Consider the following 16,101-nt stretch of genomic DNA (forward strand, 5'->3'; position numbering starts at 1 on the left):
TTTAACTATAAATCAGTTAAAGACTTATCTTAAAATTCTATAGGGCTTTTAGCTTGAATCTTAACTTATACATGCACTTAAGTCCTTTAAAACCTTAGATCTTAAGTAGTGCATAAGATAAGTTTTGCATTGAAAACCCTATATTCATATTTAAAATTAAAACACCTACATTCGTTGAATATAGGCGTTTTAATCTCATTATATAAGAAAGGTATAATTTAAAAAATTTATTATTTTATAAAGTTTTTAATATCTTTCAAAAGAACTTCAATAGTTTAATTATTGAAATGTATTTTTATTCTAAAACAACTAATTACTTATATATCTATTTTTTAATAATGTAAATGTTAATAAGGTTATAGTTGCCCCAATAGTAACATCTGATGCAAAATGAGCTCCTATAATAACTCTACTAGTGGTAACCATAACTATCCATAATACTGCAAATGCTAAAAAGTAATTTTTCTTATTTTTCAATTTGCTTACAAAGGTTGGTATTAATGTAATCCAAATCATAATAGCTGAATTTGCACTATGTCCTGAAGGGAATGACATAAACTCATTTCCACTAGCCAAACTCTGTGGAACAAACCACATTGAAAATCCCTGAAAGGATCCACTTGAAATCATGTGTCTATAACGCTCTCTTCCCCATCCAAATTTAATTAAATTAAAGGTAATTACTACAACTACAAATGTCAATAGTCCTACAATTGCAGCATTCCTAAGTTCCTTTTTATTAGTAATAAATTCTTTTTTAGCTATAATATAAGAAAGGTAAATATATAAAATACTTAATATAGGAATTAATACTTTAGGTCCATTAAAATATTTTACTGGTAATAATGCTCCTATGAATGAGCATAGACCCAATATAATAATATATCCAATTGTTCTTAAATTGTATTTTATTGATTTCTCTTTATTTCTAGTTATCATTAAACTTACAGTACAAAATGTTGCAATAATTGCAGCTGGAAACTCCCCAATTGCCTCAAATAAGTAGCTAAATTTACTTGTTGGGTTATAAAGTGCATTGGATATTTGTAAATCTGTAAATGTAAATATCACTAATAAGGTTACAATAAATAAAGAAACTTTTTTATATGTTTTTTTCATATACTACCCCTTTTAGCTACTGTATTTTAATATAAATTTACCCATTTCAATTGCACAATCCTCACTTTGTGGATAAACTCCTATATCATCCCCATAAGCATGTCCTAATCCTTTATATAGTATTGTCTCTGTTTTAACACCTACCTTGTTAAGTTTTGCAGCATAGGCTAAACATTCTACCTTTAGGAAATCATGCTCTCCAACTGTGATAAATGTTGGTGGAAGTCCTTTTGGCTCTCTAATATATGGACTTAAATATTCATTCTTAATATCTTTAGTACCTAAAACATCTCCTAGCCCATCTGATAGTCCTTCAAAAATTCCTAGGGTCATCTCTACACCTCTTTTATACTTTGGAGAAATTTCAAATTCATCTCTACTCCATTTAAAGAACTCATCTTCAACATTAGCCATATTTATAGTAGGATAAAGTAATAACTGGCCTTTTACCATTCCTAATCCATCTTCCATATCTTTTGTAGTGCAGTATTGAGTTAAATTTCCACCAGCGCTATCTCCTGCAACAAAGATATTACTTTTATTACCTCCAAAACTTTCTCCATTATTATAAATCCATTTTAATACTGAATAACAATCTTCATGACCTGTTGGATATGGATTTTCAGGGCATAAGCGATAATCAACTGATACAGCTAAAATATCTGTTTTCTCAACAATTAGCTTTACTAACTCCTCTACAACATCAGGAGAACCAGCAAAGAATCCCCCTCCATGTATAAAATAAAGGATTGGAGCATTTTCTTTTATAGTCTTAGATTTATAAATGCGTATTGGTATCTTGTACCCATCATTTGCTTCCACAGTTTCATGAATAATATTAATTTCCTTTTCAACTATTGGATTACTTTTAACTTTATTAAACATCCCTCTTAATTTACTAATTGATTTTGGGGAAGTATCAAATTTAAATAATCTTTTTGGCAGAAATCTCATTAATATTATTTGTCTTTTCATATTATTGTAAAGGCGTGGATCCATTGCCCCTTTTTCATCACTATCTGGTATACTTTTCACTAAAACTTTGGCGCCTTTAATTTTAACTACTTCTTGTCTTTCTATGATTTTATCTAATAGCTCTTGTGAATACTTTCTACCCATTAAATCATTACTCCCTCTTATTTTTATATTTTTATAAGTCTATATAATTTCTAATATTAAAACTACATTAGATTCAGTTGAAACTTATTAAGTCATCAATTAGTGAAATGTAAATTACTTAATGCAATATATATGTTAAATTACCTAACACTAATTTATTTCATAAGTAAAATATAAAACTATTTAACCCCTATCTTCTATTACTATAGTTATTTTTAATAATATCTAACCCTTAATTGCTACTACATGAATTTTGATCACATAAATAAAGGTTTATAAATCAACTACTCTTCTGGAAATTGTAAATAATAATTATATAATGCTCCAATTAAATTAGAATCATTAAAATATTTACATGTATCTACTACAGCATGAGGAATCTTAAAAGGAAGTGTTTCATATATCTTTTCTAAATCTGTCTTAATCTTTTCTATTAAAATTGGTTGTTTAGAAATACCTCCCCCAATTAAAACTTTTTCTGGGTCTAAAATACATTGTAAATTGTATATTTGCATAGCTAAGTTCATTGTGAATTTTTCAAAAACCTTTAATACTTCTAAATCATTATCTCCAATCCACTTGAATACATCATATCCATTTATAGATTGAGGAAAAACCTTCTTAACATTAGCAGCCTCTCTTACAAGAGCAGATGTACTTCCTTTAAGAGCAAATAAACTATTAAAATCTAGGCTATTAATGTCTTGCATAATATAAGAAAATTCTCCAGCAAAAAAGTGGTTTCCTTTATGGAGCTTACCATCTTTAATTATTCCCCCACCAATACCAGTTCCCAAAATCATAACGATTCCATCTAAGCAATTACTTAAATTTCCTTTCCACACCTCGGCTAAGGCAGCACTTTTACCATCATTTTCAACAGAGACTGGCAAGTTAATGTATTTATGAATTTTATCAATGATATTAATATTTTCATTGTATAGTAATGATCCTGGGGAATAAATATAGCCAGTTGATGAATCAATATTACCTGGCATACTTATTGCAATACCATTTACTTCACTCTTAACCTCTTCATATATTTCTTTAATTGTGGTCATTAAGCTTTCAATCTTATCTAGAGGGGTACTCTTCTCCCCTCTTTGAAAAATTTCAGCTTTATTGTCCATAACAGCATATTTTATTAAAGTTCCTCCAATATCTAAAACTAATTTCCTCATATTTACCACACCCTTATTAGCTTTATTATTCTAAAACCTCTCCATTTGTTTCAATAACCTTTTTGTACCAATAGAAGGAATCTTTTTTACTTCTATTTAAAGTACCCTTTCCTTCATTATCTTTGTCTACATATATAAAACCATAACGTTTTTCCATTTCTCCTGTACTTGCACTAACTAAATCAATACATCCCCATGGAGTGTATCCCATTAACTCTACTCCATCTTCATTCACTGCAAGCTTCATTTGTTCAATATGTTTACGTAAATAATCTATACGGTAATCATCCTGAATGCTCCCATCTTCTTCTACTTTGTCATAAGCACCTAAACCATTTTCCACAACAAAAACTGGTTTTTGATATCGATCATATAAATTATTTAATGATAATCTAAGGCCTATAGGATCAATCTGCCATCCCCAATCACTTGTAGCTAAATATGGATTCTTTATTCCATTTAACATATTTCCTGCAGTGACCTCTTTATCTATTTGATCTCCTGAAGAAACCATACTCATATAATAAGAGAATCCAATATAATCTACAGTACCTTGTCTCAGAATTTCTTCGTCTCCCTCTTCCATCTTTAAAACAACATTTTTAGCTTTTAGTAATTTTTTAGCCTTACTTGTATAGTATCCTTTTACCTGTACATCAGAAAATAAATAGTGATTGTCCATCATTTTCATAGCTGCTAAACTATCTAATGGATTACATGTTTCTGGATAAGACAATGGATAAATCATCATCATTCCTATTTTAAATTCCGGATTAATTTCATGACCTATCTTTACAGCTTTTGCACTAGCTATGAATTGATGGTGTGCCGCCTGATAAGAAATCTGAGCCTCATTTTCTCCCTCTTTAACAATAATCCCCGCTGGAAGAAACGGCATTAATGAAATACAATTAATTTCATTAAAGGTCATCCAATATTTAACCTTATTTTTATATCTTTTAAATATTCTTTCACAGTACTTTACATAAAAATCTATACACTTCCTACTTCTCCATGAACCATACTTTTTAACTAAGTTATATGGTGTCTCATAATGTGAAATAGTAACAACTGGTTCTATACCGTATTTATGACACTGATCAAAAACATCATCATAAAACTTTAATCCTGCCTCATTTGGATTTTCATCATCACCATTTGGAAATATTCTTGTCCAGTTAATTGATAATCTAAAACATTTGAACCCCATTTCTCCAAACATCTTAATATCTTCTTTATATCTATGATAAAAATCAATAGCTTCATGACTAGGATAATTTTCCCCATCTAGTATGCCTTCTGTAATTCTTCTTCTTTCTGTCCTTGAGCCTGCTGTCATTATATCTGCTGTACTTAGACCTTTTCCATCTATGTTATAAGCACCTTCACATTGGTTAGCAGCAACTGCCCCACCCCATAGAAATTCTTCTGAAAACTTAGTCATATATAGTCCTCCTTTTAATTTATGTAGTGTTTAAAAGCGTTTTCATATAATTATAAAAATTAAACGTGCAATTTATTTTAAGCTAAATATGCACGTTATCTTCCTTATTCAAAGATTATCATTTTTTATTAAATTATTGTTGTTCTTTTTTGTCCATTTTAGTGTCATTTCTTGATTCTTTTAAATACTTACGATATTTAAGAGGAGTCATTCTATACTTTTCTTTAAATAAATTTATAAAAGACTTTACATTTAAAAACCCATGATAAGTAGCAATATCTTGAATACTTCCTTCAGTATTTACTATATCCTCATAAGCTTTATGAAGTCTAAATTGGCTTAAATATAGTTTATAATTAACACCAAACCATTGATGAAACTTTCTTGAAAAATACCCACTACTCATATAAAAATGTTTAGCTATGTGATCTAAGGTTAGATCTTTTTTATAATTTTCACTAATATAAGTTAATATTTCTTTTTGCTTTTCTCTATACTTAAAATAATTTTCTGTATAATCCTTATCCATAGAAATTATACAATTAGATAATAAGATATGTAAAACTTCATAAATATATGAATTTATTTTTATATAATCTAATTCTTTAGGATTTAAAGAAAATTTCTTCATCTCTAAAAATATTTCACATAGTCTATGTTTTTTACATCCTAATTCTTTAATATCTAACCTAATATTATCAATATTACTATATACACTTTTTATAAAATCATAGGATAAAATTAAAATAACCCCTTGGCACACCTTCCCTTGATATTTCTCAATTTCATGAACATCTCCACTATTCACAAAAATAAAATCTCCACCCTGTACTCTAATCCTTTTACCATTAATAACCCCTACTAATTCTCCTTCTGTAATAAATGTTAGTTCTATACTCCTATGCCAATGAGGGGGTATATAAAAATATTTTTTCATATCAAAGTTTTCTTTACCAAAATACTCTACTAATGCAGGTATATTTTTGCTTAAATTTACCTTTTCATAGATAATATTTCTCATAATAACCTCCATTTTACCAATAAATAGTACTACATTTTATTATTATATTCCCTACTTATATAATCTATTTTTTATCACATTAAACTAAGTTAAATCCTCTTCTTTTTTACATATACGATTAAAATATCTCCTTAAAAGAAAGAATTTTTCTTAAGCTTTTCATAAATAATAATTTAAGATCCATTCTCTTCTTAATAATATTTTATAATCTATAACCCTCTGTGTCTATAATCTTATAATCAATCTTATACTAAAATCTTATATTAGCTTGAAATTTTTCATGTAGCTTTTTTAATCTATATTTAATCTATATACCTACCTTTATTTCTCATACTTTCTTATATACTTAATTACAGTTTCTAAAATTTATTTTCCCTTCTTTTACTAGTTAAATTAAGGCCTTTAAGTCACTAACTTTTAGCTTATTGATTTTATGACTTTATAATTTAAAAACACAAATTTTGAATGCCTTAAAATTTAACTAATGAAGTAGGTTAAATTATTCTTCTTAAGCATAATTTAAATTTAAGATTTCTATAAATTAAATAAATTTCATTTCCAATATATATATTAATATCATAAAAAAAGGTATAATATATATTGATTAAAACCTTAATAAAAGAAGGAGGATTATGCCAATGTACAAAATTCATAAGCTTATTCCTAACACTTTAACAAATGGTGAAATTGAAAATCTATATTTAACCAATAAAAATATAGTAGAAAAATACAGCCTTTTAGATCAATTTAGAAATCCATCTGAATACAAAGATTTATTTTTATCAACCTTTAATGAACCTTATAATGAATTGTTTGTACTAAAAAAAGATTCTTTAATATTTGGAATCTTAAATATCATTAAATCTGCTGATTGGAGTGGAAGGGAGCAATACAAATTAAGTATACATTTATGTGATTTAATACTTAATGAATCTATTCTTGATACTATAAATCAACTTATCCAGGAAAAACTATACGAATATGGCGAACTTGCAGTAATTACACTTAATAATGAATTAGAAGAACTAATAAAAAAGTATACTAGTAAAGTAAACTCAAGAGCCAACTACTATACTTTAAAGAAAGATGACATAGATATAGATTTACTTAATAAATCTATAGAAGAATATGAAAGAAACAATAAGGATTTTTCTATTAAATATACTGATTTTATTTCAGATGAACTTATTGATGAATACTGCAATTTATTTATGGAAACTATGAAGGATATGACAGATGAAAAGGAAGATGGCTATGTATCTTATACTATAACCCCTGAAAAACAGCGACAAATTAATATGTCTAATAAAGAAAAAGATATTACCCATAATTGCTACATGATTTTTAACTCCCAAAATGAAATGGTTGCTAAATCAAATGTACGTGTAAGTAATAAAGACCATCGCTTTCCATATCAATTTATGATTGGTGTTAAGAGAGAATATAGAGGAAGAAACTTTGGAAAATGGATGTATGCATCTATGTATAAAAGATTATTTGAAAATGTTGATTTCGAAAAGGTTTTCGTATGCCACCATACTGAGAATAAACATGCTATTAATGTTAGTGAATGGGTTGGCTATAAATTTGGTTACTTAGAAACTATACACATTTTATACAAATAATAATTTTTTTAAATATATAGTTACTATTGTCTTTAATAAAATAAAACCTATATCTTATTATACATAGTACTTTAAGATATAGGTTAATTTTATTCTTGTAACTAATTTGTTTATAATTTTTAGTACATTATATAGGTTTATTAAGAATAAAGTTTATAACTATTTATTGAATTCATTGTCCAGTAAAGAATAAATATGACTTCCATACCAAAAATTATTTAATAACCTAACTCCTCTTAAAGTTCCTTCTTTTTTCATTCCTATTTTTATCATAACCTTTTCAGAACTATTGTTTTGGTCATTACAAATAGCTTGGATTCTATGTACTTTTAAATTATTAAATGCAAATCCAATCATTGCTTCTGCTGCTTCAGGAGCATATCCACTCCCCCAATATTTAGGATGCACATCCCATCCAATCTCCCATTCATTGATTGAATCATTTATTTTCCATAATGCAATTCTTCCTATAGATTCATTTGTAAGTAAATTTGATATCATCATTCTATATTTAATCCTTGGATTTGTAGCCATATCTTGAAGAGTTTCACTAAACTTTTTATCAATCCAATCCTTTGTAGGTACTGTATCTGATTCATATTTAAGGCAATGTTTATTTGTCCCCATTTCTTCAAAGAAGGCATAATCACTATTTGTAAATTCTCTTAAAAGCAACCTTTCAGTAATTATTTCCATATTCCCCCTCCTAGCCAACTTAAGTATTTTCATAAAACACAATCATTATTTTAACTTATTATACCATATATAGCTTTAATATACATTTATTAGAGTATACTTTTTCTAAAAGAATTATTATAAAAGAGCATAACTTATATGTTATATAACTATTTCCATTTATATTTTATCTATTTCTTAAAATTATAAAGAAAAAATCCACGATAAAATATCGGGGATTTAAATAAGCTCTCTATTTAAATTTTATTTTTTAGAACTATATTTTTTAATAAACTCAATAAATCTAATTAAAGATTAAGTATTTTATTCATGGAATTTATATCTTTGAAATAATTGGATAACCTCTTCTAAATGATCATACATAGCATAATAAGCTAACTTCTCATCTTTTTTCTCTATTGACTCCATTATTTTATCATGTTGACCTATCATATCTTTAAGTGACGTTCTATACTTAAACCCAAAATATTGATTTGAAAATATTGTTTTAGGAATTAATTTATAATACTTAATAAATAATTCACAGTGGGACGCCTTAATAATTTCTTGGTGAAAATGTAAATCTGCATCATTACATTCTTTTAATAAACCCCTAGATACCTTATCCAATTCCTCTATAGAGTTTAAATAAGCTTTCTTTATAGATCTTCTCTCATCTTCTGTAGCATTAATAGCAGCTAATTTTGTAGCCTCACTTTCAATCATTTGCCTAGTTCTTAAAGCCTCTACATAAAAGTCTTGTATATCTCTACTTCCAAAAATCTCATTTTCTTCAAATAAACTCAGCTTTTGAAACCCCTGAATAATTGTGCTTGAATAAGGTACTTTTTTAAGAACTCCCTCTTCGCAAAGCTTATCTATAGCCTTTCGTACAGGTATACGGCTTATGTTAAATTTCTCTGCAATGTTTCTTTCGCTTGGTAACTTACTATTAATTTTAAATTCACCGCTTAAAATATTTTCTTTAATATATTTAATAACTTGTTCAGTTGCATTTGAATTACACATGTTATATAAAGCTCCTATTTTTGTATTTCTCAATACTATATTAGCCTACAACATAATATTAATTCAACTCCTATATATAATAATGTTTTTTTATTGTTCTTTTAAAACTGGTTTTATAATAGATTTTAGATACTATTGCTCCAATTACAGCAACAATAGCTAATAGAAAATAGCCACTTCTAATAGAGATAAACTCCCCTATCTTACCCACTATTATAGGAAAAATTGACATTCCTATAGCATAAACTCCTTGAAAAAATCCCATTGCAGTTGATTTTTGATATTGTGGTACTTCAAGCATTGCTTCACTAGTTAAGTATGAAAGAAGAATTCCTGTAGACATTCCTGGAAGAAGCTGTAATAAGAAAATCATATAAATATTTTCTACTGTTGGAACTAGTGCACAATATATAAAAATTAATGAAAAAACTAATGGAACCCAGAATCTTGGGCCTTTTTTAATGCAAAATCTTGAAGAAGCAAAACCTGCTGATAATACTGCTGATACCATATAAAGTATAGATGATAAGCCAACAACTAGAGAAGTTGCCCCTAAGGTTTGTAATATTTGAGTTGTAAATGACATGGTTGTAGACATTTGAATCCCTTGTTGAATCAATGCTAACACAGAAAAAAATATAAGTCTTTTATTTTTACAAATAGATATGTATTTCCTAAAGGAAATTTTTTCAGCAGACTTTTCTCTTTTATGATTTTTAATTTTTAATGCTAAGATTGCCCCTATAAAACCTGCTATTATACTCATATAGCATAAGAATTTCATGCCTAATCTATCATAGAATAATGTACTCATTATAAATCCAAATAGCATTCCTAAATTATTAACTAATATAATGCTACTTGTAGCTTTTTGCTGCTGATCCTTTGAAAAATATTCTGTATAATGAACCATATAAGAAATCCACATAGATGATGAAATTCCAGATAAAATATTTGCAATAAAGAATCCTTTCTCTGGTGTCATAATTACACGTATAAAAGAAGCAACCCCTGCAAAAATAGCTCCTAATAATATAAAGTCTTTATGTTTTCCTATAGAATCTGCAAAAATCCCTACTGGCAACCTTAATAAGCATTGTGAAATTCCATAAGATCCTATAATCATCCCTATCATATTTGATGAAACGTTGCACATAACTAAATATGGATTTTGAAAAGGTATATAAACATATTGTGCAAACCAAAATAAAATAACGATTATAAGTAAGAGTTTTTTTTGACTATCTGTTTTTTTCATAATTGATCCCCTCCAAATGGTATGTTTATAATCCAAATAATATACCATTTATAATTTTATAGCAATCTTTTTATTTTGTATTTGACTTTTAAAAACTTTTATGATACTTTAAAAGTGTAAATTGAATATAAACAGTAGACGTGTTACTGGTAATGCAGGCAAGATCGAATCAATCTCGTAGGTTATTTATAAAATAATCTATGTCCTTGGTTTGATCTTTTTTGTTAAATGGCCATTTAAACAAAAGCTTAAAATTCCATAAACATAGGAGGATTTATTATGGATTATAAAAAAATATCACAAGACATCTTAACTAATTTAGGTGGAAAAGATAATGTAAAAGAATTATCTCACTGCATGACTAGACTTAGGTTTAAGTTAAATGATTCATCTAAAGCAAATAAAGATAAAATCTCTTCAATCGAAGGAGTTATAACGGTTGTTCAAAGCATGGGACAATTTCAAGTAGTAATCGGAAATAAGGTTACGAAGGTTTATGATGAAATCATTAAACTTGTACCAGAATCAGGAGTTTCATCTTCTAATACAGAAACTACAGAAAAGCAAAGCATTGGTAATACAATTTTAGCTGCAGTATCTGGAATATTTACTCCTACTATCCCTGCTATTGCAGGTTCTGGTATGATCAAAGGTATTTTATCAGTTCTAGCAATGTTCTATATGAATAAATATGGAATAAACATAAAGGAATCTCAAAGTTATATAATTCTAAATGCCCTAGCTGATGCCGTATTCTTCTTTATGCCTATAATCTTAGGTTATACAGCTGCTAAGGTATTTAAAACTAGCGAAATAATATCAATGATTATTGGTGGAACACTATGCTACCCTGCTTTTACAGCCTTAATGACTGGTGAGGCTGCAGTTAGTTTTCTTGGACTTCCTGTAACAAAAGCAACCTATACTTCTTCAGTTATTCCAATTATTATTGCTGTATGGGTACTTTCATATGTTGAAAAATTCCTTCAAAAATATATACCAGAAGTATTAAAAATTATTATGGTTCCAACCCTTGCTTTACTTATAATGTTACCAGCTACAATATTATTATTTGGTCCTATAGGAATATACTTAGGAAATGGTATTAACTTTTCTTATAAATACATTTATGGATTAAGCCCAATATTATGTGGTGCCTTTATTGGAGGTTTATGGTGTGTATTAGTTATATTTGGTGCGCATAGAGCCTTACTCCCTATAGGTATTAATGACGTTGCAACAACTGGAAGACAAAATCTTTTAGCCTTTGCAGGAGCAGCTAACTTCTCTCAAGCTGGATCTGCCTTAGGAGTTTTCTTTAAAACAAAGAATAAGCAATTAAAAACAATATCTATGTCTTCTTCTGTTACTGCTTTATTTGGTATTACAGAACCTGCAATTTATGGTGTAAACCTTAGACTTAAGAAGCCAATGATATGTGCTGTTATATGTGGTGCTATTGGTGGTGGAATTATGGGACTTGGAGGAGCTTATGGTAATGCCTTTGCAAACCAAGGAATATTAACAATACCTGTATATGCTGAAGCTGGAACTGTAGCCTTTTTAAGCTACCTTGCTGGATGTTCAATTGCCTTTTTCGGCTCTGCTATATTGACTTATATTGTAGGTTTTGATGATATAAAAAATGATGATAATGATGAGGTTTCATCTAATACTTCCCTTGAAAGTTTACCTGTATCAGATGATTTAGATATAACATCACCTATTGAAGGAAATGTCATCCCATTAACTAAAGTAAAGGATGATGTATTTTCATCAAAGGTTATAGGGGATGGAGTTGCTGTAATTCCATCAAAGGGAATTATTAAAGCACCAGCTGATTGTACAGTAGTTTCACTATTTCCAACATTACATGCTATTGGTTTAAGGTTAAATAACGGTGCTGAATTATTAGTTCATATTGGACTTAATACAGTAGAACTAGAGGGAAAATATTTCGAAAAATTTGTAAACCAAGGAGATACAGTTAAGAAAGGAAGTTCATTAATATCTTTTGATATGGATAAAATTAAGGCAGCAGGCTATGATATTACTACTCCTATAGTAGTTAGTAATACTGGGGAGTTTTCTGAAATAAAACCTTATGAAAATCAACAAGTATCAACTGAAGATATAATTATTTCTTTAACTAAATAATTTAAATAACTATTTTCTTATACCAAGGAGGAATATATATGAATACAAAATTTCCACAAAATTTCTTATGGGGTGCATCCTCTTCAGCCTTTCAAATTGAAGGAGCTTGGGATAAAGATGGTAAAAAGATGACTGTTGCTGATTTTAACTCATTTAAAAAATCTCATTTTCAGGCTGACACAAAAGTAGCTTCTGACTTTTATCATAACTTCGAAAAAGACATTGATTTAATGAAAGAATTAGGTATGAAAACTTATCGTTTTTCTATATCTTGGGCAAGAATAATCCCAGATGGAGAAGGTGAAATTAATCAAAAAGGAATAGATTTTTATAATAAAGTAATTAATAAATTAGTAGAAAATAATATTGAACCTTTTATAACTTTATACCACTTTGATTTACCCTTTGCTTTAGTAGAAAAATATAATGGATGGGAAGGCAGAGAAACTGTATTTGCATATGAACGTTTTTCTAAAATATGTTTCAATGAATTTGGAGATAGAGTTAAGTATTGGCAACCTCATAATGAGCAGAATCTAATTGTTAGGGTTGAAGAAAGAATTAATATTTATGATGAGAAAGATCCACTAGAAATTGATAGAATGCGTGCTCAAATGGATTATAATATGTGTCTTGCACATGCCTTAGCAGTTAATGCATGTCATGAAATCATAGAGGGAAGTAAAATTGGTGCTGCAGTATCATCCTCTGTTACATATCCTCTTACCTGTAGTCCAGAAGATGTTTATGCTGCCCGTATGAATGATAATTTTAAAGTTTATTATATGTTAGATATGCATTTTTATGGAGAATATCCAGGATATTATATAAAATATCTTAAAGAGAGAGACATAATGCCTAGAATGGAAGAAAGTGATAAGGAAATATTAAAGAAGGCAAAAATGGACTTTATAGCAATAAACTATTATAGAACAAATTGTGCTGAAGCTTTACCTATAGATGATAATCATCCTTTTGGTACTAGAGAAGGTGCTGTAGATTTTAGTATGTATGGACTATTTAAGATGTCTATGAATCCTAAGTTAAAAGCTACAGAATATGGTGCAGCAATTGATGCCTCTGGTTTACGTGTTGCATTAAATGAATATTGGCAAAGATATCATCTTCCTATTATAATTACAGAGAATGGACTAGGAACTGCTGATGTAGTAGAAGATGGAAAAATTCATGACCAATATCGTATTGATTATTTAAGAGATCATATAGAAGCTTGTTCCTTAGCAATAGAAGATGGTGTTGAAATGTTAGGTTACTGTCCATGGTCATTTATGGACCTTTTAAGTTCTGCACAAGGCTTTAAGAAACGTTATGGTTTTGTATATGTAAATAGGACTGATGATGATACCTTAGATATGAAAAGAATAAAGAAAGATAGCTTTCATTGGTATCAAAAAGTCATAGAAACTAATGGTGACCTTAAATAAATCACATTAAATTAAGGCTCAGAAGGAGTTAACTCTCCTACTGAACCTTAATTACTATAAATAAAATAAGTATAATGGAGTATTAAGTATGTATATTACAAAAGTATTAAATAATTCTTTAGTACTTGCAAAAGATAATATGGGCAATGAAATAATTTTAATGGGTAAAGGATTAGGCCATAATCATCATGCAGGTTATAAATTAAAAAAAGAAGAAATAGAAAAAATGTTTGTTCTTCATGATGAAGTAATTAAGAAAAATATCCTACAGCTTGCCTCCGAAATAGATGAGGTATATTTTAGTATTGCACAAAAAATTATTGATTATGCTATAACAAAATATAATCTAAAACTTATGAATCATATATACTTAGCACTAACTGATCATATTGCATTTGCTGTGAAGCGTTTTAGATCTGATATTATAATAGAAAATCATTATTTATCTGAGATTAAAGACTTTAACCCAAATGAATATGATATAGGTGTATATGCTCTTAAAGTAATTGAAGAAAATTTAAACTTGAGGCTCCCTGAAGAGGAGATAGGAAATATTGCAGGTCACTTTATTAATGCACAACAGGATAACCCATATAGTGATAAAAATAAAAAGGTTTCTAAAATAGTAAATGACATACTACAGATTGTCCACTATCACTTTGCAATTATTTATAATAAAGAATCTTTCTATTATACACGTTTTGTAATACATTTAAAGGCCTTTGCTCAAAGATTTCTTTCTAATCAATCTAATAAAGAGCAAGTTGACTTTATTTATGAACAAGTTCGCATTAACTGTGAAGAAGAATACCAATGTGTGAAAAAAATTAGAACTTATATAAGTAATGAATATGGTAGAGAGTTACCTGTTCAAGAAGAGTTATACTTAATGATACATATTCGTAAAATATTAAGTGACTTAAAAGAAAGTAGCACAGAGTCTAGTGAAGATTAGTTGTTAATTTCTTTATCAATAAATAGCCCTAAAACTTAAAATACTCTAAGAAAAGCTTAGTGTTATTTCCACTAAGCTTTTTTATATATAATTTTCCTATTTAATTCTAGATATTTATTTTTTAACTATTTAATAAATACTCCAATGCCTCAACACTAATTACTGGTCTTATAAGTTGCATTTTTTTAACTTCCTCATACTCAAACCCAGCAATACCATTTTGGAGTAATGATACCTCATACCCCATTTCCTTTGCTCCATTATAAGAAAATAATACACAATATTCTGCCGCAAATCCACTTATTATAACAAACTCAACTCCAAGTTTTTGAAGTTTATCATTAAGATCAGTTTTAAAGAATGCATTATTATATTCCTTATGAATAATAATATCCTCTGGACTAGTAACAATAGAATCAACAAACTCAAATTTTTCAGAACCAGGTCCTGCCCCCACTTCTATATCTAATACCCTAACAACAGGTAGACCCTTTTTTCTAAAAAAACTTGATACCTCATTTATATACTCTACTGCATCATCAAATTCCCTTTGACATTTACAATATTCACGGCATCCCTTTTGCATATCTATTATCAAAAAAGCTACTTTCATTATTATCCCCCTCTTAACCCACTTTTTATAATAATTATACCATCTTAACCATAAAAAACCATTTAAATAAAGTATATACTATTAGGTTTTACTTTTGTAACTGCTTATTTAGAAGAAATATATTTTCTATTTCATTTCCTTCCTCATCATAATATTTTACATCTGCTCCTGTTATATGTCCTAATGTCTCCCTATCAAGTACACTCCCCTGCATCTTTAATAAGGTTTCCTCATTCATAGGTAGTTGTACTTCTTTTGTCTCATTATCTCTTTCACATACTATCTTTATTCTCATGTATATCATTCTCCTTTGTAATCTTAGTATGCTTCAAGAAAACCTAAAATATTTTACCTTATTAAGTCCCTCCTATTTTTTGAACTATTGCTACTGAAAACTTATATATTTTTATATAAACATATTTTAAAAGCTCTTAATTATATTTATAAATATAGTTAAGAG

The 16,101-nt window shown here is 28.2% G+C and carries 14 protein-coding genes; 4 read left to right on the top strand and 10 right to left on the bottom strand.

Translation table 11 applies throughout. From position 1 onward, the window contains the following. Positions 1 to 309 precede the first annotated feature (309 nt). From BR69_RS19640 to BR69_RS0101045, 5 genes are all read right to left on the bottom strand, one after another. Positions 310 to 1,119 carry a phosphatase PAP2 family protein gene (locus tag BR69_RS19640; RefSeq protein ID WP_051623435.1) on the bottom strand — a complete coding sequence of 270 codons (810 nt, stop codon included), beginning with the start codon at positions 1,117 to 1,119 and terminating at the stop codon, positions 310 to 312. A 12-nt stretch (positions 1,120 to 1,131) separates the two neighbouring features. Next, on the bottom strand, positions 1,132 to 2,238 hold the full coding sequence (locus BR69_RS0101030; protein WP_027631512.1) for an alpha/beta hydrolase: 1,107 nt from the start codon (positions 2,236 to 2,238) through the stop codon (positions 1,132 to 1,134). 284 nt (positions 2,239 to 2,522) lie between these two features. After that, complete coding sequence (locus BR69_RS0101035; RefSeq protein ID WP_027631513.1) at positions 2,523 to 3,419, bottom strand: ROK family protein; 897 nt, start codon at positions 3,417 to 3,419, stop codon at positions 2,523 to 2,525. A 25-nt stretch (positions 3,420 to 3,444) separates the two neighbouring features. After that, a complete protein-coding gene (locus tag BR69_RS0101040) occupies positions 3,445 to 4,863 on the bottom strand; it encodes a 6-phospho-beta-glucosidase (RefSeq protein WP_027631514.1) in 1,419 nt (472 codons plus the stop codon). Between the two features lie 133 nt (positions 4,864 to 4,996). Continuing rightward, entirely contained in the window at positions 4,997 to 5,884 is an 888-nt protein-coding gene (locus tag BR69_RS0101045) for a helix-turn-helix domain-containing protein (RefSeq protein WP_051623436.1), read from the bottom strand. Positions 5,885 to 6,522: 638 nt separating this feature from the next. Here BR69_RS0101045 and BR69_RS0101055 point away from each other — a divergent pair. After that, positions 6,523 to 7,509 (top strand): GNAT family N-acetyltransferase, encoded by a 987-nt coding sequence (locus BR69_RS0101055; RefSeq protein ID WP_027631516.1) that lies wholly within the window; start codon positions 6,523 to 6,525, stop codon positions 7,507 to 7,509. A gap of 159 nt (positions 7,510 to 7,668) precedes the next feature. Here BR69_RS0101055 and BR69_RS20985 read toward each other — a convergent pair whose 3' ends face one another. The 3 genes from BR69_RS20985 to BR69_RS0101070 form a co-directional block, all read right to left on the bottom strand. Beyond that, a complete protein-coding gene (locus tag BR69_RS20985) occupies positions 7,669 to 8,205 on the bottom strand; it encodes a GNAT family N-acetyltransferase (protein ID WP_051623437.1) in 537 nt (178 codons plus the stop codon). Positions 8,206 to 8,508: 303 nt separating this feature from the next. Further along, a complete protein-coding gene (locus BR69_RS0101065; RefSeq protein WP_027631517.1) occupies positions 8,509 to 9,213 on the bottom strand; it encodes a FadR/GntR family transcriptional regulator in 705 nt (234 codons plus the stop codon). 70 nt (positions 9,214 to 9,283) lie between these two features. Further along, positions 9,284 to 10,471 carry an MFS transporter gene (locus BR69_RS0101070; protein WP_027631518.1) on the bottom strand — a complete coding sequence of 396 codons (1,188 nt, stop codon included), beginning with the start codon at positions 10,469 to 10,471 and terminating at the stop codon, positions 9,284 to 9,286. 279 nt (positions 10,472 to 10,750) lie between these two features. On the opposite strand from BR69_RS0101070, the gene BR69_RS0101075 reads away from it, so the two are divergent. From BR69_RS0101075 to BR69_RS0101085, 3 genes are all read left to right on the top strand, one after another. Further along, positions 10,751 to 12,628, top strand: a complete 1,878-nt coding sequence (locus BR69_RS0101075; RefSeq protein WP_027631519.1) for a beta-glucoside-specific PTS transporter subunit IIABC — start codon at positions 10,751 to 10,753, stop codon at positions 12,626 to 12,628. 38 nt (positions 12,629 to 12,666) lie between these two features. Further along, a complete protein-coding gene (locus BR69_RS0101080) occupies positions 12,667 to 14,073 on the top strand; it encodes a glycoside hydrolase family 1 protein (RefSeq protein ID WP_027631520.1) in 1,407 nt (468 codons plus the stop codon). A gap of 88 nt (positions 14,074 to 14,161) precedes the next feature. Beyond that, entirely contained in the window at positions 14,162 to 15,028 is an 867-nt protein-coding gene (locus BR69_RS0101085) for a PRD domain-containing protein (protein ID WP_027631521.1), read from the top strand. A gap of 121 nt (positions 15,029 to 15,149) precedes the next feature. Here the strand turns inward: BR69_RS0101085 and BR69_RS0101090 are convergent, their stop codons facing one another. Together BR69_RS0101090 and BR69_RS0101095 are read right to left on the bottom strand one after the other, a co-directional pair. Then, positions 15,150 to 15,641, bottom strand: coding sequence for a cysteine hydrolase family protein (locus BR69_RS0101090; protein ID WP_027631522.1), 492 nt, complete (start codon positions 15,639 to 15,641; stop codon positions 15,150 to 15,152). 88 nt (positions 15,642 to 15,729) lie between these two features. After that, positions 15,730 to 15,936, bottom strand: a complete 207-nt coding sequence (locus tag BR69_RS0101095; RefSeq protein WP_027631523.1) for a hypothetical protein — start codon at positions 15,934 to 15,936, stop codon at positions 15,730 to 15,732. Positions 15,937 to 16,101: the final 165 nt, after the last annotated feature.

The sequence above is a fragment of the Clostridium hydrogeniformans DSM 21757 genome, from assembly GCF_000686705.1.
Taxonomy (GTDB): domain Bacteria; phylum Bacillota; class Clostridia; order Clostridiales; family Clostridiaceae; genus Clostridium_Z; species Clostridium_Z hydrogeniformans.

Bases quoted from the DNA above. Each gene is read 5' to 3' on its own strand.
- BR69_RS0101075 (WP_027631519.1), top strand. From the start codon at position 10,751: ATGGATTATAAAAAAATATCACAAGACATCTTAACTAATTTAGGTGGA.
- BR69_RS0101090 (WP_027631522.1), bottom strand. From the start codon at position 15,641: ATGAAAGTAGCTTTTTTGATAATAGATATGCAAAAGGGATGCCGTGAA.
- BR69_RS20985 (WP_051623437.1), bottom strand. From the start codon at position 8,205: ATGGAAATAATTACTGAAAGGTTGCTTTTAAGAGAATTTACAAATAGT.
- BR69_RS0101045 (WP_051623436.1), bottom strand. From the start codon at position 5,884: ATGAGAAATATTATCTATGAAAAGGTAAATTTAAGCAAAAATATACCT.
- BR69_RS0101070 (WP_027631518.1), bottom strand. From the start codon at position 10,471: ATGAAAAAAACAGATAGTCAAAAAAAACTCTTACTTATAATCGTTATT.
- BR69_RS19640 (WP_051623435.1), bottom strand. From the start codon at position 1,119: ATGAAAAAAACATATAAAAAAGTTTCTTTATTTATTGTAACCTTATTA.
- BR69_RS0101065 (WP_027631517.1), bottom strand. From the start codon at position 9,213: ATGTGTAATTCAAATGCAACTGAACAAGTTATTAAATATATTAAAGAA.
- BR69_RS0101040 (WP_027631514.1), bottom strand. From the start codon at position 4,863: ATGACTAAGTTTTCAGAAGAATTTCTATGGGGTGGGGCAGTTGCTGCT.
- BR69_RS0101095 (WP_027631523.1), bottom strand. From the start codon at position 15,936: ATGAGAATAAAGATAGTATGTGAAAGAGATAATGAGACAAAAGAAGTA.
- BR69_RS0101035 (WP_027631513.1), bottom strand. From the start codon at position 3,419: ATGAGGAAATTAGTTTTAGATATTGGAGGAACTTTAATAAAATATGCT.
- BR69_RS0101030 (WP_027631512.1), bottom strand. From the start codon at position 2,238: ATGGGTAGAAAGTATTCACAAGAGCTATTAGATAAAATCATAGAAAGA.
- BR69_RS0101085 (WP_027631521.1), top strand. From the start codon at position 14,162: ATGTATATTACAAAAGTATTAAATAATTCTTTAGTACTTGCAAAAGAT.
- BR69_RS0101055 (WP_027631516.1), top strand. From the start codon at position 6,523: ATGTACAAAATTCATAAGCTTATTCCTAACACTTTAACAAATGGTGAA.
- BR69_RS0101080 (WP_027631520.1), top strand. From the start codon at position 12,667: ATGAATACAAAATTTCCACAAAATTTCTTATGGGGTGCATCCTCTTCA.